This is a genomic window from Actinomadura sp. B10D3 (assembly GCF_039871695.1).
Lineage (GTDB): Bacteria > Actinomycetota > Actinomycetes > Streptosporangiales > Streptosporangiaceae > Spirillospora > Spirillospora madurae.
Genome location: NZ_JBDPLY010000022.1, coordinates 31,097 through 53,020, shown reverse-complemented (window position 1 = coordinate 53,020; position 21,924 = coordinate 31,097). Strand labels below are relative to the sequence as shown.

Below are 21,924 nucleotides of genomic sequence, written 5' to 3'. Positions count from 1 at the left end.
TCAGCCGAGCCTCTCCACGATGGTCGCGTTGGCCATGCCGCCGCCCTCGCACATCGTCTGGAGCCCGTACCGGCCGCCGGTGCGCTCCAGTTCGCCGATCAGGGTGGCCATGAGCTTGACCCCGGTCGCGCCGAGCGGATGCCCGAGGGCGATGGCGCCGCCGTTGGGGTTGACGCGCCGCGGGTCCGGGTGCAGTTCGCGGGCCCAGGCGAGGACCACGGGGGCGAACGCCTCGTTCACCTCGAACACGTCGATGTCGTCGATGCCGAGACCGCTGCGGGCGAGCGCCCTCTCCGTCGCCGGGATCGGGCCGGTCAGCATGAGCACGGGATCGGACCCGGTCACGGTGAGCGTGTGGAAGCGGGCCCGCGGGGTCAGCCCGAGGGCGTCCGCCCGGTCCTCGCTCATGACGAGCATGGCGGACGCGCCGTCGGTGATCTGGCTGGAGTTGCCTGCCGTGATCAAGCCGTCCGCGGTGAACGCGGGGCGCAGCTTGGCGAGGATCTCCGGCGTCGTTCCCGGCCGGATCCCCTCGTCGGCCTGGACGAGGTCGCCGGTCTCCGCCGTATCCCCGAGACGCCTGGACGCCACCGGGACGATCTCGTTCGCGAAACGCCCCTCGTCGCGCGCACGCGCCGCGCGGCGGTGGCTCTCGGCGCTGTACTCGTCGATCTCGTACCTGGTCAGCCCCCACTCGGCGCAGATGAGCTCCGCCGAGATCCCCTGCGCGGGCAGGCCGTGCTCGGTCCCGGCGTAGCGCTCCTCGACACGGCGCCCGAACGGCAGCTTCCCGTCGCCGATCGCCCCGCCCATCGGGGTGCTGGACATGACCTCCACACCGGCGGCGATCACGATGTCGGACGTCCCCGACAGCACCGCCTGCGCCGCGAAGTGGGCGGCCTGCTGGGACGAGCCGCACTGCCGGTCGATCGTCGTCGCCGGGACGGATTCGGGGAACCCCGCGGACAGGGCGGCCCACCGCCCGATGTTCCCGCCCTGGTAGCCGATCTGCGTGACGCAGCCCATGATCACGTCGTCGACCAGGGCGGGGTCCAGGCCGGTGCGCCGGACGAGCGCGGCCAGCACCTCGGCCGCCAGGTCCGCCGGATGCCAGCCGGACAGGGCACCGTTGCGCTTGCCGCCCGCGGTACGGACGGCGTCGACGATGACGGCGGAACGCATAGGTCTTTTCTCCTTCACAGGCCGAGGTGTCCGGCGAGCGCGCGGTGATGGTCGCGCGGACCGCCGAGGAACACCGCCATGGATTTGGCGCGCTTGAGGTAGAGGTGTGCGGAGTGCTCCCAGGTGAAGCCCAGCCCGCCATGGATCTGGAGGTTCTCGGACGCCGCCAGGAGGAACGACCGGGACGCCTCCGCCTGGGCCATGGCGGCGGCGGCCGGGAGGAGTCCGGGGGCGTTGTCGGCCGCCCACGCCGCGTAGCGGACGGCCGTCCGGGTCGTCTCGACCGCGACCAGCATGTCGGCGCACTTGTGCTTGACGGCCTGGAACGACCCGATCGCCCGGCCGAACTGGACGCGCGTCCTCGCGTATGCGACGGCCGACTCCAGGCAGGCGGCCGCGCCGCCCAGCTGCTCGGCGGCGAGGTGCACGCGGGCGCGGTCCAGCGTCCCGGCGAGCACCTGGTCCGCGTCGTCCGCCCGTCCCACGAGGGTCCCCGTCGCGGCGCGGAAGGTGACCGCGGCGAAGGGGCGGGTGAGGTCGAACGTGGGCAGCGGTTCGCGGACGACACCGCTCTGGCCCCCGGGATCGACGGCGAGCAGCACGGTCCCGGATGCGCCCGCGCGGGCCGCGACGATGAGCAGGTCGGCCGTGGAGCCGTCCAGGACGAACGCGGCGGTGCCGTCGATGCGGTGGCGGTCACCGCCGAGCGGTTCCGCGACCAGCCGGTCCGTCCCGTCCGGCCACACGACCGTCGCCGTGAGGTGTCCCTCGGCGATGGGCGGCAGCCACCGCTCCATCGCCTCGCCGTCGCCGGACAGGGTCAGCGCGGAGGCCGCCAGACCGACCGTGGACAGGGCGGGCACCGTGGCGAGCGCCCGGCCGAGTTCCTCGAACGCCACCGCGAGGTCCCGCGTCCCGCCGCCACCGCCCCCGTACGCGGGGTCGATCGCCGCACCGGCGAGGCCCGTCTCGGCGCACAGCCGGTGCCACGACTCCGCGTCCGGCGGGCCGGCCGCCGCGGTCCCAGGCGAGGCGGGAGAGAGGAGATCGCGCAGGACGTCCCGGTACTCCGCCTGTTCAGCGGTCAGGCCGAGGTCCACCCGCGCCAGGTCGGGCAGCTCATCCATGGCGGCCCTCGTTCCACGGCAGGCCCCGACCGGGGTCCGGCTCGCGAGGCAGACCGAGGACGCGCTCGGCGAGGATGCCGCGCATGATCTCGGAGGTGCCGCCCTCGATCGACGCCGCCCGGCTGCGCAGGTAGTCGTACCGGACATCGCCGCCGGGGCCCGGCCGCCCGGTTCGCCGCAGCCGGTATCCGGGCGGGTAGGCGATCGCGTCGCGCCCGAGCAGGTCGACCTGGAGCTCGGTGGCGTCCTTCATGTACTCGGCCCACAGCAGCTTGCCGATCGACCCCTCCGGCCCCGGCCCGCCGTCCGAGTCGGCACCGAACCGGTGCAGCGTCAGCTTGATGAGCCGCCCGCGGACCCTGAGCGCGACGAGCCGGTCCAGGAGGACGGGATCGGTGACGTGCCGTGCCGCGCCCTCCCGCAGGACCGCGTCGAGCGGGTCCTCCAGGCCGGCGGCGTTGCCGGGCAGGGCCGTGCGCTCGTTCATGAGCGTCGTCATCGCGACGGTCCACCCGGCTCCCCGCTCTCCGAGCCGGTGGGTGTCCGGGACGAAGACGTCGGTCAGGAACACCTCGTTGAACTCCGCGTCGCCGGTGATCTGGCGCAGCGGGCGGACTTCGACCCCTCGCGTCCGCATGTCGAGCGCGAAGTACGTCAGGCCGCGGTGCTTGGGCAGTTCGGGATCGGTGCGTGCGAGCAGCAGGCCCCAGTCGGCGACGTGCGCGTACGACGTCCAGACCTTCTGGCCGTTGACGATCCAGCCGCCGTCCACCGGGACGGCGCGGGTCGCCAGACCCGCGAGATCCGAGCCCGCACCGGGCTCGGAGAACAGCTGGCACCACGTCTCCTCGGTCGTGAAGATCGCCCGCAGGCGGCGCCGCAGCTCCGGCGACCCGTGGGCCGCGATGGTCGGCGCGGCCATGCCGAGGCCGATGACCGACCGCAGCGGATGGTCGGGAGCCCCCGCCGCGGCGAGCCTCGCCCGGACCCGGCCCTGCTCCCCGGCGGGTGCGCCGTGGCCGCCCTCGCCCTCGCCGAACCCGACCCAGGCCAGGCCGAGATCGAACTGCGCGCCGAAGAACTCGGCCGCCGTGGCCGCCCGGGGGTCGCACCGGTCGAGGAGTTCGTCGACGCGGTCGTCCAGTGACCTCGCCGCCGCCCTCACGACCACGGCCGATCCGCGACCGGCGGCGGCGCGTACTCGGGGCTGCGGTGTTCCCGGAAGGCCCGCAGCGCCTCCTTGGCGTCGGGGTGGCCGGACATCCGGCCGGTCAGCCCCTGCTCGAACTCGTACCCCCGCTTGAGGTCCAGGGACTCGATGGCGTTCAGACCCGACTTGGCGATGCGCAGTGCCGTGGGGCTGTGCCGGGCGATCCGCTCGGCGACGGCCCTGGCCCGTCCGGGAAGCTCGTCCCGCGGGACGACGTCCACCACTCCCCCGAGCCTCAGGAACTCCGAGGCCGGCAGCGGATCCGCGGTGAAGAACATCAGCCGCGTCAGGGCCTGGGGCAGGAGCCTGCCGAGATGCCTGGCGCCTCCCATGACCCCGACGTTCAGCTCGGGGAGGCCGAACCGGGCGTCGTCGGAGGCGATGATCAGGTCGCAGGACGCGGCGAGCACGAGACCGGTTCCGAGGGCTGCCCCGTGGACGGCGGCGACCACCGGCACCGCCGCCTCGCGAACCGCCCAGAACGCCTCGCGGACGTGGAACATCCGCTCCCGGGTGTTCTCCGGCGACAGCGTCTCGAACTCCGCCAGGTCGTTCCCGGCGCAGAACTGGTCGCCGTCACCGGCGAGAACGATCGCGCGGATTCCCGCGCCCATCTGGTCGATGTCGGCGAAAAGCCCGTGGATCTCCCTGTACATGTCCTGGTGGACGGCGTTGACCGGCGGCCTGGACAGCCAGACCGTCGCGACGTCGCCCGTCACCTCGTAGCGCAGATGCTTCAGCGTGGTGCGCACGTTCACTCCTTCCCTCGCTCGGTCCTCGCGGCCCTACTCGTGCATGCGCAGGCCGGCGTCGATCCGGAAGCACTCCGCGTTCAGGTACTCGTTCTCGATCAGGTGCTGGACGAAGGCGGAGAACTCCGCGGGCCGTCCCGGCCGCTTCGGATGGACGAAGTCCCGCCGCCTCCGCTCGCGGACCTGGTCCGGCAGCGCGGCGTAGGAGGGCGTGTCGAACGGCCCCGGCGCGACCGCGACCACCCGGATCCCGAACACCGACAGGTCCCGGGCGGTCGAGTGGACCAGCGCCGCCAGCGCGCCCTTCGACGCCGCGTAGGCGCTGACGCCCTGGCTGCCGTCCAGGCCCGCGATCGAGGAGATGTGGACGATGACGCCCCGGCTCTCGTCCTCGGGCGGCGCGTCCGCCATCATCGCCGCCGCCTGCCGGGTCACGTCGTACGCCGCGACGAGGTTCAGTTCGATGACGTCGCGCCACGGCTCCAGGGGCTGGACCGAGCCGTCCCGCCGCACGGTCCGCGCCGGGGGCAGGCCGCCGCCCGCGCAGTTGACGACGACGCGCAGCGGCCCCGGCTCTCCGGCGGCCGCGACGAGTGCGCCGACGGAGGCGGGGTCGGTGACGTCCGCCTCGACGGCGCGGGCCCCCGGGGAGCCGGAGAGGACGCGTTTCGCGGCGGCCAGGTCCTTGTCGGCGCCGACGACCGTGGCGCCCATTCCGGCGAGATGGACGGCCACCGCCGCTCCCAGGCCGGAACCCGCGCCCGTCACCACGGCGACGGAACCCTTGATGCGCACAGGCGCCGCTCCTTTCATTGGCACTTTCCTTGGACGGTACGGATCGGCCGCCCCGATCTCCCAGTCCGGAAGACCCTTGGCTTAAGAACTATTGGAGAGCCGAATACGGCAATGGATCGAGCAGGTTGGCGCTTTCCTCGGTGACGACCTGTGCGAGCTCGTCGGCGATCCGTGGATCCGCCGTTTCGGCGAGTTCTTCGAAGGAGGCGCGGCCACCGGGCAAGATCCCGATCACGGTGAGCTCCCCGTACTCGCCGTGCAGGGTCCGGTAGGCGAGCGCCCGGCGGAAGACGCCCGCCGCCTCCCACGCGCCGAGCTGGCTCGTGATGAGCTCGTTGGCCTTCTCCTCGCATCCGAACAGCACGCGCTGCCGCAGCTCGACATACTGGCGTCGCAGGTCGGGCGGCTCCCGCAGTTCCGCAAGGTCGTCGAGGGGCGCGAACGGCAGCGGCGCGTGCATCGTCCTGCGGTACCGGAAGGACGACCCGCCGACCCAGTCGTAGGCCGTCGCCAGCTTCGTGTAGTCGGGATCGGCCTGCATCACCTTGCCGACCTCCTCCATCGCCGCGACGCCCTTGAACCCGTAGATGTTGACGAGTTGCTCGGCCGGCCCGCCGATCCGCCTCCACCCGCCGATGACGTCCACGCCGGAGCGGACGAGCAGGGGGAGCTCCAGAGCGGTGAAGTCGTCCACGAAACGCAGGAACGCATGGCCGGGGCGGACGGTGAGACGTCCCTCGATGAATATCGTCATGATCTCCTCCATTGCCGTTAAGCCGGGTCGGGGAAGCCGAGAACATCACAGAGAGCCGATATCATCGGGCGTTTTCGCGGATCGCCCGCCATTCCGTCGCCGGCGCCGATGTTGTTCGGCACATAGCCGAATCCGACCCGTGCGAGCGGATCGGCGAAACCGATGGAGCCGCCCATTCCGGGATGGCCGAACGAGGCTCCGGTCATGATCGGCTGCTGCGGGGTCGGCAGCCAGAAGCCCTGCCCGTAGCGGGTGTCCCAGGGCAGCACGGCGTCCGGGCCGGCGGGGGCGCCCTCGCAGGCGGCCGCGATGGTGGAGTCGTCGAGCAACCGGAAACCGTCCACCGTGCTCACGCAGGCGGCATAGAGCCGCGCCAGGGAACGCGCGTCACCGATGCCGCCGGTGCCTGGTGATTCGGCCGCGTAGGCCCGCTTCTCGTCCGCGGGATCCTGCGACACCTTCGCGTCGAGGGGGAACGTGCCGTTCAAGGACAGGGCGCGCACCAGCAGTGATTCGGGCTCGGGCGACAGGGCGGGGGTCTCCGGCCGCGGTTCGGGAGCGGGAGGCCGGACCATCCGGGCGACCCGGTCGTAGAGCGCCTCGGGCAGCCCGATGTGGAGGTCCAGGCCGAGCGGGCCGGCGATCTCCTCTGCCAGGAAGCGCCCCAGGGAGCGTCCCGTCAGCCGGCGCACGACCTCTCCGACGAGCCAGCCATAGGTGAGGGCGTGGTAGCCGTGCCTGGACCCGGGCTCCCACAGCGGCATCTGGGCGGCGAGGGCCTCCATCACCGGCCGCTCGGCCAGCACCTCGTCCGGCGTGAGGCGGCGGTCCACGGTGGGCAGACCCGCGCTGTGGTCGAGAAGCATCCGGACCGGTATCGACGCCTTCCCGGCCGCCGCGAACTCCGGCCAGTAGAAGGAGACGGGACGGTGGAGGTCGAGTTCCCCGCGTTGCGCCAGCAGGTGGGCGCAGATCGCGGTGACGCCCTTCGTGGTGGAGTACACCGGTGCGATCGTCGACCGCTCCCAGGCTCGGCCCGACGCCGGGTCCGCCGGGCCGGCCCATATGTCGACCACCTCCCGCCCGTCGACGTACACGGCGCAGGCGGCGCCGGTCTCCCGTCCCAGTGCGAAGTTCGAGGCGAAGGCGTCGGCCACGGGTTCGAACCCCGCCGCCACGTTCCCTTCGACTCGCACGGTGCCGTTCATCAGCTCATCGCCTTCCTGCTCGCTCGTCCGCAGCCGCCACGGGCCCGGCGGTTCTGCGGCCCGCCCGGTGGGCGCGGCCGGTTCGGACGTCCCGGCCTTCGCTCAGATCGCACGGTCCAGACCGCTCCAGAAACCGGCCCGGATCTCGCGCTTGAGGATCTTTCCGGCGGCGCTGCGGGGCAGCTCGTCCCAGACCTCGACCCGCTTGGGCGCCTTGATCGAGCCGAGCGAGGCCTTGCACGCGGCGATCAGCTCGTCGGCGTCGAGCGAGGCCCCCGGCCGCAGCTCCACCACCGCCGTCACGGCCTCGCCCCATCTGGCGTGCGGGGTCCCGATCACCGCGCACTGCTGGACGGACGGGTGGGCGAGCACCGCGTGCTCGACCTCGGCGGAGTAGACGTTGAACCCGCCCGAGATGATCATGTCTTTCTTGCGGTCGACCAGGTGGGTGTAGCCGGACTCGTCCAGGTAGCCCACGTCACCGGTGCGCAGCCAGCCATCGGCGAAGGCGGCGGCGGTGGCCTCCGGCGCGTCGAGGTAGCCGTCCATGAGGAGCGAGCCGCGCACCACGATCTCGCCGGTGGCGCCCGGGCCGAGCAGCGTCCCGGCGTCGTCCATCACGGCCACGCGCGCGACGGCCGACGGCCGGCCGCACGATCCCAGGCGCCCCAGGTCGCCGGCGGCGAGGGCCGCCGCGTGCTCCGCCGCCGTGAGGACCGTGCAGATCATCGGCGCCTCCGTCTGCCCGTAGGTCTGGACGAGCACCGGCCCGAACACCTCCAGCGCCTCCCGCACCCGTTCCGGCGCCATGGGAGCGGCGGCGTACAGAAGGGTGCGCAGCGACGACCGGTCGCGTGACCCCACGGACGGGTCGGCGAGCAGCATGTAGACGGCGGTCGGCGGCAGGAACAGGAACGTGACCCGATGCCGCTCGATGGCCTCCAGGACGGCGCCCGCCTCGACTCCGCGCTGGACGACGACCGTGCCGCCGAGGGCGAGGGCCGGAAAGCACATCGCCCCCGCGGCATGGGTGAGCGGCGCCGCCGCGAGATAGACGGGCGGGTCACCGAGATCGGCGGCCGAGAGCAGCGCGGTGACCATCGACTCCATGGCGCGGTTCGACAGCACCACGCCCTTCGGCCGCCCGGTGGTGCCGCCGGTGAAGGCGACCATGGCCGTCTCGTCGGGCCGTTCCGGCGGGTCGGGTATCCCGTCCGGGTCGCCGGGCAGGGCGCCGCGCAGTTGCTCGTAGGAGACGGTCCACCGCAGGGAGGGGACCCGGTCGCGCAGGAGGGCGGCCGTGCCGGCCATCTCCGGGTCGTAGATCAGCGCGCGGCACGAACCGGCGGTCAGGACGTGAACGAGTTCGTCCACCGTCGCCCGGGCGTTCGCGGGGATCCAGGCGGCGCCGGAGCGGGCGATGGCCAGCACCCCGGTCAGCGCGTCCGCCGAGTTCGGGCCGAGCACCGACGCGGTGGTGCCGGGTCCGGCGCCGTGGTGGAGCAGGGCCGCGCCGATGCGGCGGGTCTCGCGCACCACCTCGCCGTAGCCGAGCCGCCGGGTCCCGTCGATGACGCAGGCGCGGTCCGCCCCGCCGAGCATGGCGCCGCGGTCGAGCCAGTCGATGAGCCGCACGAGCTCACACCCGCCCGGCGCGGTCGCGCCAGTAGGGTGCGCGCAGCGACCGTTTCGGGAGCTTGCCGCTCGGTGTGCGCGGCAGTTCGCGGACGAAGTCGAGCGACCTCGGCGCCTTGTACCCGGCGAGTTCCTCGCGGCAGTGGGCGATCAGCTCCGCGGCGAGGGCGTCGGTGGCCGCGACGCCGGGCACCGGCTGCACCAGCGCCTTGACCTCCTCGCCGTACTCGTCGTTCGGGATGCCGAAGACGGCGGCGTCGGCGACCGCCGCGTGGGCGAGGAGCACGCCCTCGATCTCGGCGGGATAGATGTTCACCCCACCGGAGATGATCATGTCGATGTCGCGGTCGGACAGGTAGAGGTAGCCGTCCTCGTCCAGGTGACCGACGTCCCCGAGCGTCATCAGGCCGTCCCGGTGGGCGGCGGCCGTCTTGCCGGGGTCGTTGTGGTAGCGGAAGTCGAGGCCGCGCCGGTCCCGGGTCCAGATCCTCCCCGGGCGGCCCGCCGGGACCGGCGCCCCGTCCTCGTCCAGGATGCGGACGTCGACGTGCTCGGCCGGGCGGCCGACGGACCCGGGCTTGGTCAGCCACTCCCGCGCCGTGATGCTGGAGACCAGGCCGCCTTCCGTCCCGCCGTAGAACTCGGTGAAGCGCGGCCCCCACCAGTCGAGCATGGCCTGCTTGATGTGGACGGGGCAGGGCGCGGCCCCGTGGACGGCGACCACGAGCGAGGATCCGTCGAACGCGGCCCGCTCCGCCTCCGGGAGCCGCAGCATCCGGACGAACTGGATGGGGACGAGGTTGACGTTCGTCACCCGGTGCGCGTCGATCAGGCGCAGTATCTCCCCGGTGTCGTAGGACGACCTCATGACGACCGTCGAGCCGAGCAGCAGGGGCAGGACCGAGAACGACCACTGCGCCTGGTGGTGGATCGGGCCGGCCAGGAGCGTCACCCCGCCGGCCGGGATGCCGAGGCGGCCGGTGACCTCCTCGGCCGCGCCGGCGAGCACCGCGGGCGGGGCGGGAGCGAGCGCCGGCCGGACGCCCTTCGGCACCCCGGTCGTCCCCGAGGTGTAGAACATCGGCAGCGCGAGGCTCTGGCCGGCGGGCTCCTCGGGCGATCCGGACGCCACGACGGACTCGTAGGGTTCGGCCGCCGGCGCCTCCGCCTTCCCGATCACGACGGCCGGGATCGTCCGCCCGGCGAGCGCCTGGGCGGCGACCCCGGCGAACTCGTCCTCGACGATGAGCAGGGCGGCCCCGCTGTCGTCGAGGACATGCCCGATCTCCTTGGCGCGCCAGTGCCAGTTGACCGGCACCAGCGTCACGCCCGCGTGCAGCGCCGCGAGCTGGATCTCGAACCATTCGCGGCGGTTGCGCGCCATGAGGGCGAGGGTGGACCCCTCGGCGACGCCCCGGGCCCGGAAGGCGTGGACGAGCCGGTTCACCCGCTCGTCGAGGGACCGCCGGCTCGTCTCGCCGGCTTCGTCGATCAGGGCGGCGCCGTCCGGTGCGTCAGCGGCCAGGACGCGGAGCAGCTCAGCCATGGGACGTCCCCGGAGCGGCCTCGGAGGAGGCCGCCATGGCGGCCGCGGCCTTGGACGGTGCCGCCTCGAAGAACGCAGGGTCGATGGGCAGGTCGTACAGGCCCTGGTTGTGGCTGTGGCAGAGCTGGTGCAGCGCGAACGAGGTCTGCATGGCGTTGGCGCGGCCCTGGCAGTCCTGGGCCGTGTTCACCGCCTCCTTGGCGAGCTTCAGCGCGAACAGCGGCTGTTCGGCGATCCCGGCGGCGAGTTCCATCGTGAACGCGGTCAGCCGGTCCCGCGGCACGACATGGTTGACCATCCCCAGCCGGTGCGCGTCGGCCGCGCTCACCGGCCGGCTCGTGAACAGCAGCTCCTTGGCCTTGCGGACGCCGAGTTCCCAGGGATGCTGGAAGAATTCGGCCCCGGCGACGCCCATCGCGACGGTGTTGTCGATGAACGACGCGTCCTCGGAGGCCACGATCAGGTCGCACGGCCACACGAGCATCAGCCCGCCGGCGATGACCTTGCCGTGCACCTCGGCGATCGTCGGCTTGGGCACGTTGCGCCACCGCTCGCACAGGCCGAGGTAGAGCTCCTTCTCCTTGGCCATCGTGCCCTCGGCGCCGGCGCAGCCGAACCCGCACCACGTGCCGACGGGACGGCGCTCGGCCAGCACGTCGTCGGCCTCGCCGTCGCGCAGGTCGTGGCCGGAGGAGAAGTGCGGGCCGTTGGCGGCGAGCACGATGACGTGCACGCCGTCGTCCTGCGCCGCGCGGTCGAAGGCCTCGTTCAGCTCGTACAGCATCCGGAAGTTCTGGGCGTTGCGGCTGTCCGGCCGGTTCAGGGTGATCCGGGCCACCCTCGACCCGCCGGTCTCGTACTGGATGGTGGTGAAGTCGCGCTGTCGCTGGTCGTCGTCGGCCATGGTCCGAGCCTCCTTTCCCGGGGTACCGCGGATAAGTGGGGACGCCCCTGCGGTTAAGGGCCGCCGAGGTAGCCGGCCTCCAGCAGTTCCCGCTGCTCCCGGACGTCCTCCGCACGGCCCGACAGCACGAGCTCGCCGTGGTTCAGGACGTAGGCCCGGTCGGCGATGGACAGGGCCATCCGGACGTGCTGCTCCACGATCAGCACCCCGATGCCGCGCTCGGTGGCGATCTCCCTGACCATCGGCAGCAGCCGTTCGACGACCACCGGGGCCAGGCCGAGGCTCATCTCGTCCAGCAAGATCGCCTTCGGCTCGGCGAGCAGCGCCTTGGCAAGGGCCAGCATCTGCTGCTCTCCTCCGGACAGGAGCCCGCACCGGCGGCGCATCAGCGGAGCGAGGGCGGGAAACGTCGCCAGGACCTCCCGGGTGTCCCCGCCGCGTCCGCGGCGTGCCAGGCGGAGGTTCTCCGCGACGGTGAGCTGCCGGAACAGCCCCCGTCCCTCCGGCACGAACGCGAGACCCCTGCGGGCCAGGACGTGGGGACGGGGCCGGCGCGGCAGGCCCTCCCCCAGGATCCGGACGTCGCCGGAGATCGGGGGGAGGATCCCGGCGAGCGTGAGCAGCGTCGTCGTCTTGCCCGCCCCGTTCGGCCCGAGGAGCGCCACCACCTCGCCCGCGTCGACGCTCAGCGTGAGGCCGCGGACCGCGGGCACCCCGCGGCGGCCCGCCACGAGATCCCGCGCCTCGATGATCGCGGTCATGCGGTCTCCCCCTCCCGGGCGCCCTGGCCCAGATAGGCCGTGAGGACGGCCTCGTCGGCGCGGACGAAGGCGGGCGTCCCATGGCTGATGACCCGGCCGAACTCCAGGACGTGCACCTCGTCGCACACGTCGAACACCAGGCCCATGTCGTGGTCGACGAGCAGGATCCCGACGCCGCCGGCGGCCGCGCGGCGCAGCCGGGAACCGAGTTCGGCGCTCTCGGCGGCGGACAGGCCGGCCGCCGGTTCGTCCAGCAGCACCACGCGGGGGCCGCCGGCCAGCGCCCGGGCCACGCCGAGCAGTTTCGTCTGGCCGAGGGACAGGATGCCGACGTCCCGGTCGGCGAGCCCGTCCAGGCCCATCAGCTCCAGCGCGGCCGAGACCGCGCCGTCCTCCCGCCGCCGGCCCGGCCGGACGAGGTCGGCGAGGACCGTCCGGGCCGTGACCCGGCGGGCGGCGACGAGGACGTTCTCCCGGACCGAGAGGTCCTCGAACAGCTCGCCCGACTGCCAGGTCCGGGTCAGTCCGGACCTGGACCGGACGTGCGGCGGGCGGCCGGACAGGTCCCGGCCGCCCAGAACGATCTCGCCGGTGCACGGGGTGAACCCGGTGACGGCGTCGATGAACGTGGTCTTGCCCGCGCCGTTCGGGCCGATCAGGCCGACGATCCGGCCCGGCCCGACGCTCAGAGACACGGTGTCGTTGGCGAGCACTCCGCCGTATCGGACGGTGAGATCGCGGACGTCCAGGCCCGTTTGCGGGGCCGCGTTGTCACGGGTCATCGGCGCGCCTTCCTGAGTCCGCCCGCCATTCCTTCGGGGTTGAACAGCACGGCGGCGACCATCCCGACGGCGGACAGCAGCATCCAGGCCTGCCCGGAGACGTCGAAGGCACGGGAGAACATGTGGTTGGCGACGCCGAGGGGCGCGGCGAGGCCGGCCAGGATCGCCCCGCCCACGCTGGTGATCCCGCACAGGTAGGCCACGGCCAGCATGGTCAGCCCGGCGAGGACGGTGAAGGAGGCCGTCGACAGCTGGCCCCGGCTGTACCCGATGAGGCAGCCGCCGATCCCCGCCACGAACGAGGACAGCGCGAACGCCAGCACCTTGGTGGAGGCGACGCCGATCCCGCTCGCGGCGGCGGCGCTCTCGTTGGAGCGGACCGCGAGGAACGCCCTCCCGGTGTCGCCGCGGAGGAGGTTGCCCACCAGCACGGCGACGAGGACGAGCAGGCCGAGCACCATGAACGCGAACGGCAGCCGGATGAGGTCCTGCCCGCGCCGCACCGCGAGATCGAGGCCGGGCAGCGACGGATCGGCGATCGGGTTCCCGCGCGGCGGCGATATCACCGGGTTGGCGAAGACGAACTGCTCGATCGCGACGGCCGCGGCCAGCGTCACGACCGCGAGCTGGGCCCCCCTGATCCGCAGCGCGGGGAGGCCCACCAGCACCCCGAGACCGGTGGCGCCCAGGCTCGCGAGCACCAGGGAGAACGGGAAGGGGACGCCCGCGTCGGTGGTGAGCCGGGACAGGGCGAACCCGGCCGCGCCCGCGAACGCGAGCTGCGCGAGCGAGATCTGGCCGACGAACCCGGTGAGCAGCACCCACGACAGCATGAAGACGGCCGCGATCATCGAGGTCACCAGCGCGAACCGGAGGCTTCCGCCCGTGAGGGCGAGCGCGAGCGCCGCCGCCCCCGTCAGCCCGAGGACGACGGCCGGCCGGTTCGCCGGCCTGCGCACCGCCGGCAGGCGCCCCGCCCTGTCGTCCCCCCGGGCGGGAAGCCCGCGCCCGGCCAGGAAGAGCACGACGATGATGACCACGAACGGGATGACGTCCACGAGGCCGGGCCCGGCCCACTCCGGCCACCAGGACCGCATCCGCAGCATCGTCACCTCCGACTGCGCGCAGCCGAGGGCCAGCCCCGCCGCGCACACGGCGGCGAGCGAACGCAACCGCCCGACCAGGGCGACGGCCAGGGCCGGGACGATGAAGAACGTGTAGCCGCCGGCGGTCAGGCCGGTCGACGGCGCCGCGAGGATCGCGACGGTCCCGCTCAGCCCGGAGGCGAGCGCCCACGCGGTTCCCGCCAGGACGTCCGGCGAGAACCCGCACAGCGACGCACCGGTCTCGTTCTCCGCCGCCGCCCGGGTGGCCAGGCCGGTCCTCGTGAACCGGAAGTAGGCCCACAGGCCGGCGGTGAGCAGCACGACGATGGCGGCGAGGAAGAGCCGGTCACCGGAGACGGTGAGGGACTGCCAGGTGACCGGGTCCTTCGGCAGCACCGGCAGGACGGCGCGCGGCTCGTCGGAGAACCGGATCACCGTCGTCAGCTGGAGCGCCAGCATGAGGCCGACCGAGGCGACCACCTTGGCCAGCGGGGGCGCCGAGCGCAGCGGCCGGAACACCAGCAGATGCGTGACCAGGCCGAGTACCACGGCCATCCCGATGCCGCCCGCGAGGGCGGCCGGCAGGCCGGGCCCGATGTGGACCCGCCCCACCGGCAGCACCAGGTCACCGCTCTTGCGGATCTCGTCGAACGTGAAGGCGGCCCACGCGGCCATCGCCCCCTGGGCGAAGTTGATGATCCCGGTCGCCTTGTAGACGACCACGACCCCCTGGGCCAGCGCGACGTACACCGCGCCGGTCCCGAGGCCGATCATCAGGAAGAGCAGATGGGTCGTCATGCGTTCACCGGGGCGCGAACGCGGAGACGTCGACGGGCCCGTTCGAGGAGAGGGACAGCTTCCCGTCCGTCCCGACCTCGTAGAAGAACAGGCTCTTGCCGCACGTCGTCGTGCCTTTCCAGGCACTGCCGTCGCAGCTGATGGCGGGCCCGGCGAAGGTGTCGGCTCCGACCGTCCTCTTGAACGCCTTGAGCACCGCCGGCCCGGTGATCTCGCCCTTGATCCCGGACAGGACGCGGTGGACGGTCATGGTGTCGCTGAACCCTCCGCCGCCCGTCTTCGCGTGGTCCTCGTGGCCGGCCTCCTTGAGCAGGTCGTACTGGAGGCCGAAGTCCTTGCGCTTGTCCGGAGGCGTCCCGGTCTTCGCGTCGTACCGCCACGAGTCGCTGTTGAGGTGCACGCCGGGCGCCAGACCCGGCGCCTGCTTGATGAACTCGGTGCAGTTGCCGAGGAAGATCTCGCCGCGGAACCCGACCGACCGCAGCGCGGTCAGCAGCGCCGTGCAGGAGGTGTCGGCCAGGCCCGGACCCGCGATCACGTCGGGCTTGCCGGACATCGCCGAGGCCGCCAGCACGTTCCAGTCCGGGTTGGCCTGGTTGTACTGGACGATCTGGTAGCGGATGCCGAGCTTGTCGGCGACGGGCTTCAGCAGCCCGTCCGTCCACTCCTTGACGCCCGGCCGCTCGCTGAAGAACAAGGTGATCGACTTCTTGCCGCGGTCGGCGTAGAACTTCAGCGGCCCGGCGAAGTACGCCTCGATCGATGCGCCGAGGAACACCGTGTTGGGGTTCGTCTCCTGCTGGCGGCTGTAGGCCACGTGGCCGACCAGCGGGATCTTCGCGGCGCCGAGGATCGGGAGCATGGCGTCCAGGCCCAGCTCGAACGTGGACTGGACGAACGCGACCTTGGCCTCGACCATCTGGTTCGCGCAGTCGACCGCGGACTCCGGCGTCCCCTGCGTCTTGCAGACCCGGTACTCGATGGGGCGGCCGTTGACCCCGCCCAGATGGTCGTTGATGTAGGCGGCGGCGGTCTGGTTCCCGAGGCGGTAGGTCGGGAAGCCGAGGCCGGCGGCCTCGGTGTTCACGAGGCCGATGCGGATCGGCGCTCCGGTGGCCTTGTTCGAGGGCGGACGCGGGGACGCGTCCTTCGACCCGCCGTCCCCGCACGCCGTGATGGTCAAGATCGCTGCGGCCGCGCACAGCAGCCCGATTCGTGGTTTCATCGACATCTCCCGCTCGCCAGGGCGTTCCGGTCCGGACAAGGGTGTTTCACCCCACACCGGCGGAACAGCGGAAGATGCCCTAGAGATAACGTGCGGCGGCCGTGTCACCTGCGCCGTCGCCCTCGGCCACGGGCAGGTCGCCGCGGTCGAGCGCGCGCGCGAGCTCCAGCCGGCCGCTGCACCCGGTCTTCGCGTAGATGCGGCTGAGGTAGGCCTCGACGGTCTTGACGCTCAGCGACACCGACCCCGCGATCTCGCGGTTGGGGCGCCCGAGCTGGACCAGCCGGGCGATCTGCGCCTCGGTCTCGGTCAGCAGCCCCGGCGCCCTGCGCCGCCGCCGCGGCACCTTCAGCCCGCGCCGCCGGAGCTCGGCCGCGGCCTGCCGGCGCCAGGGCACGGCCCCCAGCGCACCGAAGATCCGGATGGCCCGGTGCAGGTTCCGCTCCGGGGCGGCGTCCAGGGCTCCCAGATACAGCCTGGCCTTGCCGCGCAGCAGGGCCAGGCCGTGCTCGTCGGCGAGCGCGGCGGCCTCCGCCAGCAGGCCGGCGTCGCGCGTCACCCGGCCGAGCGCGAGCCGGCAGCCGATCACGGTGACGAGGTCGAGCTGGTCGGCCGCCCAGCGGGAGGTCACCTGCCCGGTGAGGCGCCGGACGGCGGCGACGTCGCCGGTCCCCGCCGCGATCTCGGCGAGCCGGCTCAGCATGGCGACGCGCAGGCCGTCGGGGACGCCCGGCCCGGCGAGGCGGTCCTCCAGCCGGCGCACGGCCGCCCCGGCGTCACCGGTGAGCCAGTCGATCTCCGCCAGGGCGAGCGCGCCGAACGCTCCGAACGCCGGATGCGACGACCACTCCAGGCCGGCGGTCTGCCGGGCGGCCGCCCACTCCCCGCGGTTTGCCAGCAGCTCGCACTGGATCTGCCGCAGTGCGGCGAGGAAACCGAGCGACCCGGCGTCCTCCAGTTCGCGCACGGTGTCCTCGGCGAGGGTCAGCGCATTGTCCCAATCCCCCAGGTTCGCCGCGTTCCTGACGTGGGCGACGGACACCTCCGCGCGGTAGAGCCCCCAGGGGGAACGGGAGAGCAGTTCCTCTGCCCTGCTGATCGACTCGGCGCAGTCGCGGCTCCGCCCCTGGATGGCGAGGACGTGGCTCATCGCCGCGAACGCGTTGAGCCGTGCCGCCGGCGGGGCCTCGGCCGCCGCCCGCAGCAGCTCGTCCCACAGCGCCGGAAGCTCGCTGAAACCGGCCGAGATGCACCGCATGTGCGCGAGGTTGACCAGGGCGTTGATCCGCTCGACCGGGCTGCCCCGCCCGAGGCCCGCGAGGACGCGGCGGGCCTCGGCGTCCGCCTCGCCGCTCCGGCCGGCCGCGGACAGCACGTAGGCGGCCTGGGCGCCGAGACGGATGCCCGCCCTCCCGGTGGTGCGCTCGGCGTCGATCAGGTCCGCCGCCTCCGCGATCGCGGAGATCTCGGTCAGCGCCCCGACCACGAGGCTGGCCAGGTTCGCCCGCCGCTCCCCGGGCGGCAGCCCGCGAAGCGCCGCGGCGCCGGCTTCGGCGGCCTCCCGGGGACGGCCCGCCAGGAACAGCGCCCTCGCCAGCCGTGCGGACAGCTCGGCGTGCCGCTCGCCACCGGGCGGCGTGATGGCCAGCGCGTCCTGGTACCAGGGGATCGCCGAACGGGGCGACGACGCGAGCGCCCGTTCCGCCGCGGCGGCCAGGATCTCGATGGCCCGCCGGTCGCCGAACCGCATGGACGCGCGGACGTGCCCGGCGATCTCCAGATCCAGCTCCGGCGTCCGCGGGAACTCGCCGAGCACGCGGGCGGCTGTCTCGTGCCAGCGCCGCCGTTGCGCAGGACCGATCTCCTGCTCCAGCGCGTCCCGGACGAGCCGGTGCCGGAAGCGGAACCGGCCCGGCTCCGGCGTCTCGACCACGAGGCCCCGCGCCACCAGCCCGTCGAACACCATGTCCGCGTCGGCGGCCGGCACGGCGGCCAGCTCGGCGAGAAGCGGGAAGCGGTCGGCCGTCAGCACGCCGAGCAGCGCCGCGGCCCGGGCGACCCGGCGCACCACCGGATCGGAGCCGACCATCCGGTGCAGGACGGCGTCGCGGCGATCCGCGGGGAGTCCCGCGCCGGGGTCCCCAGGGGCCAGATGGAGAAACGCCTGCGTCGCGACGAACGGGTTCCCTCCGCTCGACTCGCGGACGAGCGCCGCCAGCGTCCCGTCGGGCGTCGTCCCGGCGAGCGCGGCCACCAGCGCGTCGATCTCCGCGTCGCCGAGCGGGTCCAGGTCGATGATCCGCGAGTGGCGGTCCTCGGTGACACGGTTCATGAAAGCGCCGAGGGGGCCGGGCGCCTCGGCCTCCTGCGCGCGCAACGCACCGGCGAGCACCATCGGATGCGGCGCGGGCCGCCGCAGGGCGTCGGCGAGCAGGATGATCGTGGCGTCGTCGAGGAGCCGGAGGTCGTCGACGACGATGAGAGCAGGCGCCGTCTCGCGCACCATGTCCAAGCGCCGCCTCACGGCCGCACGGACCTGCTGCTCGTCCCCGGCCTCTCGGAGGGCATGCCCGAGAGCACCGTAGGGGATGGCGCGATCCAGTTCGTCCGGCCGCAGTCGCAGGACGTGCCAGCCCGGGTCGGCGCAGGCCACGGCCGCGCTCTCCAGGAGCACCGACTTCCCGATCCCGGCCTCGCCGCGCACGACCACGGCGCCGCCGCCCCGCATCGCGGCCCCGACCGCCGAGATCAGCTCGTCCAGCGCGCCGGCGCGGCCCACCGGCCGCCCGGTCACGCCCCGCCCCCGCCGGACAGGCGCTCCAGTTGATGGTCGAGGACGCGCAGCGCCTGCTCGTGGCGGCACCGGTCGAAGAGGAGGTCCGGGATGAGGCCTCCGACCAGGGCGAGCAGCGAATGCGCCTCCAGTTCGGCGTCCAGCCCTGGGCGCGCCTCACCTCGCTCGACCGCGGCACGGATCTCCTCGATGACCGCCTCGGTGGCCTGGGCGCGCCCGTCCCGGTACCGGTCGGCCAGCTCCGGGTCGTTGAGCGAGCGGTGGAAGAAGGCCATGCCCGCCAGGGCGTCCGCCCGGCCGTCCTCGTCCAGCGGAAGGAACGCGACCAGGATGGCGCGGAGCGTCCGCAACGATCCCGGCGGCCGCGGCTCCGCCTCCACGGTGCGCCTGATCCGCTCCTCGATCCGCTCCCGCAGGCGGCCGGTGGCGTACATCACGAGCCGGTCCTTGCTCGCGAAGTAGTGCTGCACCCGGCCGATGGAGATCCCGGCCTCGGCCGCGACCTCCCGCAGGCTCGCGGACTCCAGGCCGCGCGCGGCGGCGACCCGCAGCAGCGCCTCGGCGATCTGCCGACGCCGCGCGTCGTGATCGACCTGTCTCGGCATGTGCCGCACCACCGCCCGCCATGGTAGAAGTGGTTGCAGTATAAACATATTGCAAACGGAGGACGGATGCCCAAGTCCAAGGTCGGCCGCTTCACCACCCCCGCCGGCCGGGAGGTCTTCGACGCGGCCTACGAGGCCGGGCTGAGGACGCTGCCCGACCCGTCGGCCGTCCACGACGTCGGCACCGCCTTCGGGACGGTCCGCGCCTACACCTTCGGCACGGCACCGGGCAGTCCCCTGGTCCTCCTGCACGGCAGAGGCGGCACCGCCATCTCGTGGAAACCGAACATCGCGGCGCTCGCCGCGCACCGGACCGTCCACGTCCTCGATCTCCTCGGGGAGCCCGGACGCAGCGTGCAGACCGAGCCCATCCGCGACGCCGACGACCAGGCGGCCTGGCTGGCGGCCACGCTGGAAGGGCTCGACGTCGGTGCCGCCCATCTCGTAGGGGTGTCCAACGGCGGCTGGTCGGCGGTGAACATCGCCGTCCGGCATCCGGAACGGCTGGCGTCGATCAGCCTCCTCGACCCGATCAACACGTTCGCGCGCCTGCCGCTGGGCGCGATCCTCCGCACCATCCCCACGCTGATCCCGTTCATGGCGGACTGGGCCATGCCCCGCTTCCTGAGCTGGGTGGACGGACGCGGCACCGTCCCGGAGGGCGATCCCGTGGGCGAGGTCATCGCGGCGGCACTACGGCACTACCGGATGGCCGTCCCCATGCCCGCGCTCTTCTCCGACGACGAACTCCGCTCCATCGACCGGCCCGTCCTGGCCGTGATCGCCGGCCGCAGCGTCATGCACGACCCGGCGCGGGCCATGGACCGCACCGACCTGATACCGCACGTCGACGCCGAAATCTGGCCCGAAGCGACCCACGCCGTCTCAGGCCAGTGCGCCGAACAGGTCAACGCCCGCATCCTGCGCTTCGTGGAGGAGTCGCAGAACCGGCCTTCCGGACGAGACGCAGAACCGACCTGACCGGAGCAGGATCGTCGCCTGCGCGGGATCAGCGCCGGTGACGACGGCGCGGGATGTCTTGCGCGAGCTCCACGATGAATCCATCGGGGTCGGCGACATGCAGCGTCCGGTGTCCCCATGGCCGGTCGGCGGGGCCGCTGAGGACGACGGCGCCCAGTTCCCGGAGGCGGCGGGCCTCGGCGTCGACGTCCTCGACCATGAAGACGACCTCGGCCGCAGGGCCGGGCGCGGTCCGGCTGCTGGTCAGCCAGTCGGCGCGACGCTGCTCGTACAGCGCGAACCTGGTGGCCTCGGAAGCGAATTCCGCGTAGCCCGCGTCCTGGAACTTGAAGGCGAGCCCGATCGCGTCCCGGTAGAAGGCGATCGAGGCGGCAAGGTCGCGGACATAGAGGATCACATAGCCAAGCCTGGGCGCCATGCCGACCTAGCTTCCCACGGGCGGCAGCCATACCCCCTGACGTTCAGGCGGGCACCTTCGTTCTTTCGAGGATATGGAGAGCGTCGAGGAGGTAACCGCGGAACACGGAGTGGTTCTCGCTCATCGGGAAATGCCCGATCTTCTCCATCTTGATGAAGGTGGCGTTCTCGATCGCGTCCGCGGTGCGGGCGCTGTCCTCCGGGGTCGTCAGGTAGTCGTACTCGCCGGTGAGCATCACGACGGGGCACCGGTTCCCGTCGATGTCGTGAAGACGTTTCCGCAGATCGTGGTCGACGGAGTAGAAGTACAGGTCGCCCTTGAACGCCTCGGAGCCCTGGGAGTAGTAGAACCAGGTCTTCCACCGGTCGCCCTCCGGCGACTGCGGAGCCATCAGGTCCCACACGCCGCTCGCGCAGACTTGGGCGGCGTTCGCGTGCGGGTGCTGCCACCAGTCGAGGTAGAACCCGGGTGAGTAGTCCGCGCCCTCGACCGATATGACGCCTGCGAATCGGTCGGGCCGTCGCAGCGCGAGTTGCAGCGCGACGTTCCCGCCGAAGGAGGAGCCCATGAAGATGGGGCGTTCGAGTTCGAGGGCGTCGCACAACGCGACGATGAAGTTGACGTAATGGTCGGCGGTGAGGCGGTACTCCTCCTTCCACCACTCGACGTTCTCCGGCGGATCGGACTTGCCGTGGCGGGGCAGGTCGTAGGCGATGACGCGGTGGTCGGCCGTGATCTCCTCGTCCTCCAGGAGGCCGCGCCACTGGTGGTTGTGGCAGCCGGCGGTGTGCTGGCAGACCAGCGGCCGTCCGGTGCCGTTCTCGAGGTAGAAGACCTTGTACTCAAGGCCGTCGACCTCGACGGTCACGTAGTGCCCGGTGACCGGGGATACCTTGCTCACGGTGATCTCCTTCCTCAGACGGGCGAGCCGACGGCTCGGAACAGTTCGATCTGCCGGGTGATGCAGCGCAGATTCTGCATCAGGACCAGGATGTCGCCGTCCAAGCGCATGTCGCGCCGGAAGGTGGCCGCCCAGATCCCGTGGTGCATCGGGGGCGGCACCGGCTCACCGAACCCCCGCCACGTCTCGCGGCCCGCCCGGATCGCGAATTCGTAGGGGACGTCGAGCGGACCCGGGTCCACCGTGACCTGGGTCACCCGCCCCGACTCCACCTTGATCGCGTAGCTGCGGTCGGTGGCGTCGAGCAGGTAGGTGCAGGTGAAGTACTTCCCGTGGGCCTGGATCTCGGGATCGTCGTTGCTGGCCGCTGCGAAGGCGTCGGCCCACTGCCGGCCGGGTGCGGCCTGGGTCGGTGCAGTCATGATCAGCGTCTCCTCCCC

20 protein-coding genes are annotated in these 21,924 nt (G+C 72.7%); 1 reads left to right on the top strand and 19 read right to left on the bottom strand.

The window, feature by feature from the left end:
• The 16 genes from ABGB11_RS28430 to ABGB11_RS28355 all read right to left on the bottom strand — a co-directional run bounded on the left by ABGB11_RS28430 (nt 1) and on the right by ABGB11_RS28355 (nt 19,184).
• Nucleotides 1-1,182, bottom strand: a complete 1,182-nt coding sequence (locus ABGB11_RS28430) for a thiolase family protein (protein ID WP_347637610.1) — start codon at nt 1,180-1,182, stop codon at nt 1-3.
• A gap of 14 nt (nt 1,183-1,196) precedes the next feature.
• Nucleotides 1,197-2,309 (bottom strand): acyl-CoA dehydrogenase family protein, encoded by a 1,113-nt coding sequence (locus tag ABGB11_RS28425; protein ID WP_347637608.1) that lies wholly within the window; start codon nt 2,307-2,309, stop codon nt 1,197-1,199.
• Nucleotides 2,302-3,480 (bottom strand): acyl-CoA dehydrogenase family protein, encoded by a 1,179-nt coding sequence (locus tag ABGB11_RS28420; RefSeq protein ID WP_347637606.1) that lies wholly within the window; start codon nt 3,478-3,480, stop codon nt 2,302-2,304. The genes ABGB11_RS28425 and ABGB11_RS28420 overlap by 8 nt, the downstream gene beginning before the upstream one ends.
• On the bottom strand, nt 3,471-4,271 hold the full coding sequence (locus ABGB11_RS28415) for an enoyl-CoA hydratase-related protein (protein WP_347637604.1): 801 nt from the start codon (nt 4,269-4,271) through the stop codon (nt 3,471-3,473). The genes ABGB11_RS28420 and ABGB11_RS28415 overlap by 10 nt, the downstream gene beginning before the upstream one ends.
• A gap of 33 nt (nt 4,272-4,304) precedes the next feature.
• Nucleotides 4,305-5,066 (bottom strand): SDR family NAD(P)-dependent oxidoreductase, encoded by a 762-nt coding sequence (locus ABGB11_RS28410; protein ID WP_347637602.1) that lies wholly within the window; start codon nt 5,064-5,066, stop codon nt 4,305-4,307.
• An 88-nt stretch (nt 5,067-5,154) separates the two neighbouring features.
• Nucleotides 5,155-5,820, bottom strand: a complete 666-nt coding sequence (locus ABGB11_RS28405) for a hypothetical protein (protein ID WP_347637600.1) — start codon at nt 5,818-5,820, stop codon at nt 5,155-5,157.
• A gap of 17 nt (nt 5,821-5,837) precedes the next feature.
• Entirely contained in the window at nt 5,838-7,028 is a 1,191-nt protein-coding gene (locus ABGB11_RS28400; RefSeq protein ID WP_347637599.1) for a serine hydrolase domain-containing protein, read from the bottom strand.
• 102 nt (nt 7,029-7,130) lie between these two features.
• On the bottom strand, nt 7,131-8,663 hold the full coding sequence (locus tag ABGB11_RS28395; protein WP_347637597.1) for an AMP-binding protein: 1,533 nt from the start codon (nt 8,661-8,663) through the stop codon (nt 7,131-7,133).
• A gap of 4 nt (nt 8,664-8,667) precedes the next feature.
• The gene (locus ABGB11_RS28390; RefSeq protein WP_347637595.1) at nt 8,668-10,209 is read right to left on the bottom strand and encodes an AMP-binding protein; all 1,542 of its coding nucleotides are present in this window, start codon (nt 10,207-10,209) and stop codon (nt 8,668-8,670) included.
• Nucleotides 10,202-11,113, bottom strand: a complete 912-nt coding sequence (locus ABGB11_RS28385; protein WP_347637593.1) for an enoyl-CoA hydratase — start codon at nt 11,111-11,113, stop codon at nt 10,202-10,204. Before ABGB11_RS28385 ends, ABGB11_RS28390 begins: the two co-directional genes overlap by 8 nt.
• A gap of 53 nt (nt 11,114-11,166) precedes the next feature.
• The gene (locus tag ABGB11_RS28380; RefSeq protein ID WP_347637591.1) at nt 11,167-11,874 is read right to left on the bottom strand and encodes an ATP-binding cassette domain-containing protein; all 708 of its coding nucleotides are present in this window, start codon (nt 11,872-11,874) and stop codon (nt 11,167-11,169) included.
• Nucleotides 11,871-12,656, bottom strand: a complete 786-nt coding sequence (locus tag ABGB11_RS28375) for an ABC transporter ATP-binding protein (protein WP_347637589.1) — start codon at nt 12,654-12,656, stop codon at nt 11,871-11,873. The genes ABGB11_RS28380 and ABGB11_RS28375 overlap by 4 nt, the downstream gene beginning before the upstream one ends.
• Nucleotides 12,653-14,560, bottom strand: coding sequence for an ABC transporter permease (locus tag ABGB11_RS28370; protein ID WP_347637587.1), 1,908 nt, complete (start codon nt 14,558-14,560; stop codon nt 12,653-12,655). Before ABGB11_RS28370 ends, ABGB11_RS28375 begins: the two co-directional genes overlap by 4 nt.
• 4 nt (nt 14,561-14,564) lie before the next feature.
• Nucleotides 14,565-15,785: an ABC transporter substrate-binding protein gene (locus ABGB11_RS28365; RefSeq protein ID WP_347637585.1), complete on the bottom strand. Its 1,221-nt coding sequence runs from the start codon at nt 15,783-15,785 to the stop codon at nt 14,565-14,567.
• A gap of 79 nt (nt 15,786-15,864) precedes the next feature.
• Nucleotides 15,865-18,579, bottom strand: coding sequence for an AAA family ATPase (locus ABGB11_RS28360; RefSeq protein WP_347637583.1), 2,715 nt, complete (start codon nt 18,577-18,579; stop codon nt 15,865-15,867).
• Nucleotides 18,576-19,184 (bottom strand): TetR/AcrR family transcriptional regulator, encoded by a 609-nt coding sequence (locus tag ABGB11_RS28355; protein ID WP_347637581.1) that lies wholly within the window; start codon nt 19,182-19,184, stop codon nt 18,576-18,578. The genes ABGB11_RS28360 and ABGB11_RS28355 overlap by 4 nt, the downstream gene beginning before the upstream one ends.
• A 66-nt stretch (nt 19,185-19,250) precedes the next feature.
• Here ABGB11_RS28355 and ABGB11_RS28350 point away from each other — a divergent pair, with 66 nt between their 5' ends.
• A complete protein-coding gene (locus ABGB11_RS28350; protein WP_347637579.1) occupies nt 19,251-20,165 on the top strand; it encodes an alpha/beta fold hydrolase in 915 nt (304 codons plus the stop codon).
• Between the two features lie 28 nt (nt 20,166-20,193).
• On the opposite strand, the gene ABGB11_RS28345 is transcribed toward ABGB11_RS28350, so the two are convergent.
• The 3 genes from ABGB11_RS28345 to ABGB11_RS28335 are packed head-to-tail and all read right to left on the bottom strand — an operon-like array spanning nt 20,194 to nt 21,906.
• On the bottom strand, nt 20,194-20,583 hold the full coding sequence (locus tag ABGB11_RS28345) for a VOC family protein (RefSeq protein ID WP_347637577.1): 390 nt from the start codon (nt 20,581-20,583) through the stop codon (nt 20,194-20,196).
• 43 nt (nt 20,584-20,626) lie between these two features.
• Nucleotides 20,627-21,484: an alpha/beta hydrolase gene (locus ABGB11_RS28340; RefSeq protein WP_347637575.1), complete on the bottom strand. Its 858-nt coding sequence runs from the start codon at nt 21,482-21,484 to the stop codon at nt 20,627-20,629.
• Nucleotides 21,485-21,498: 14 nt separating this feature from the next.
• A complete protein-coding gene (locus ABGB11_RS28335) occupies nt 21,499-21,906 on the bottom strand; it encodes a hypothetical protein (RefSeq protein WP_347637573.1) in 408 nt (135 codons plus the stop codon).
• Between the last annotated feature and the right edge of the window lie 18 nt (nt 21,907-21,924).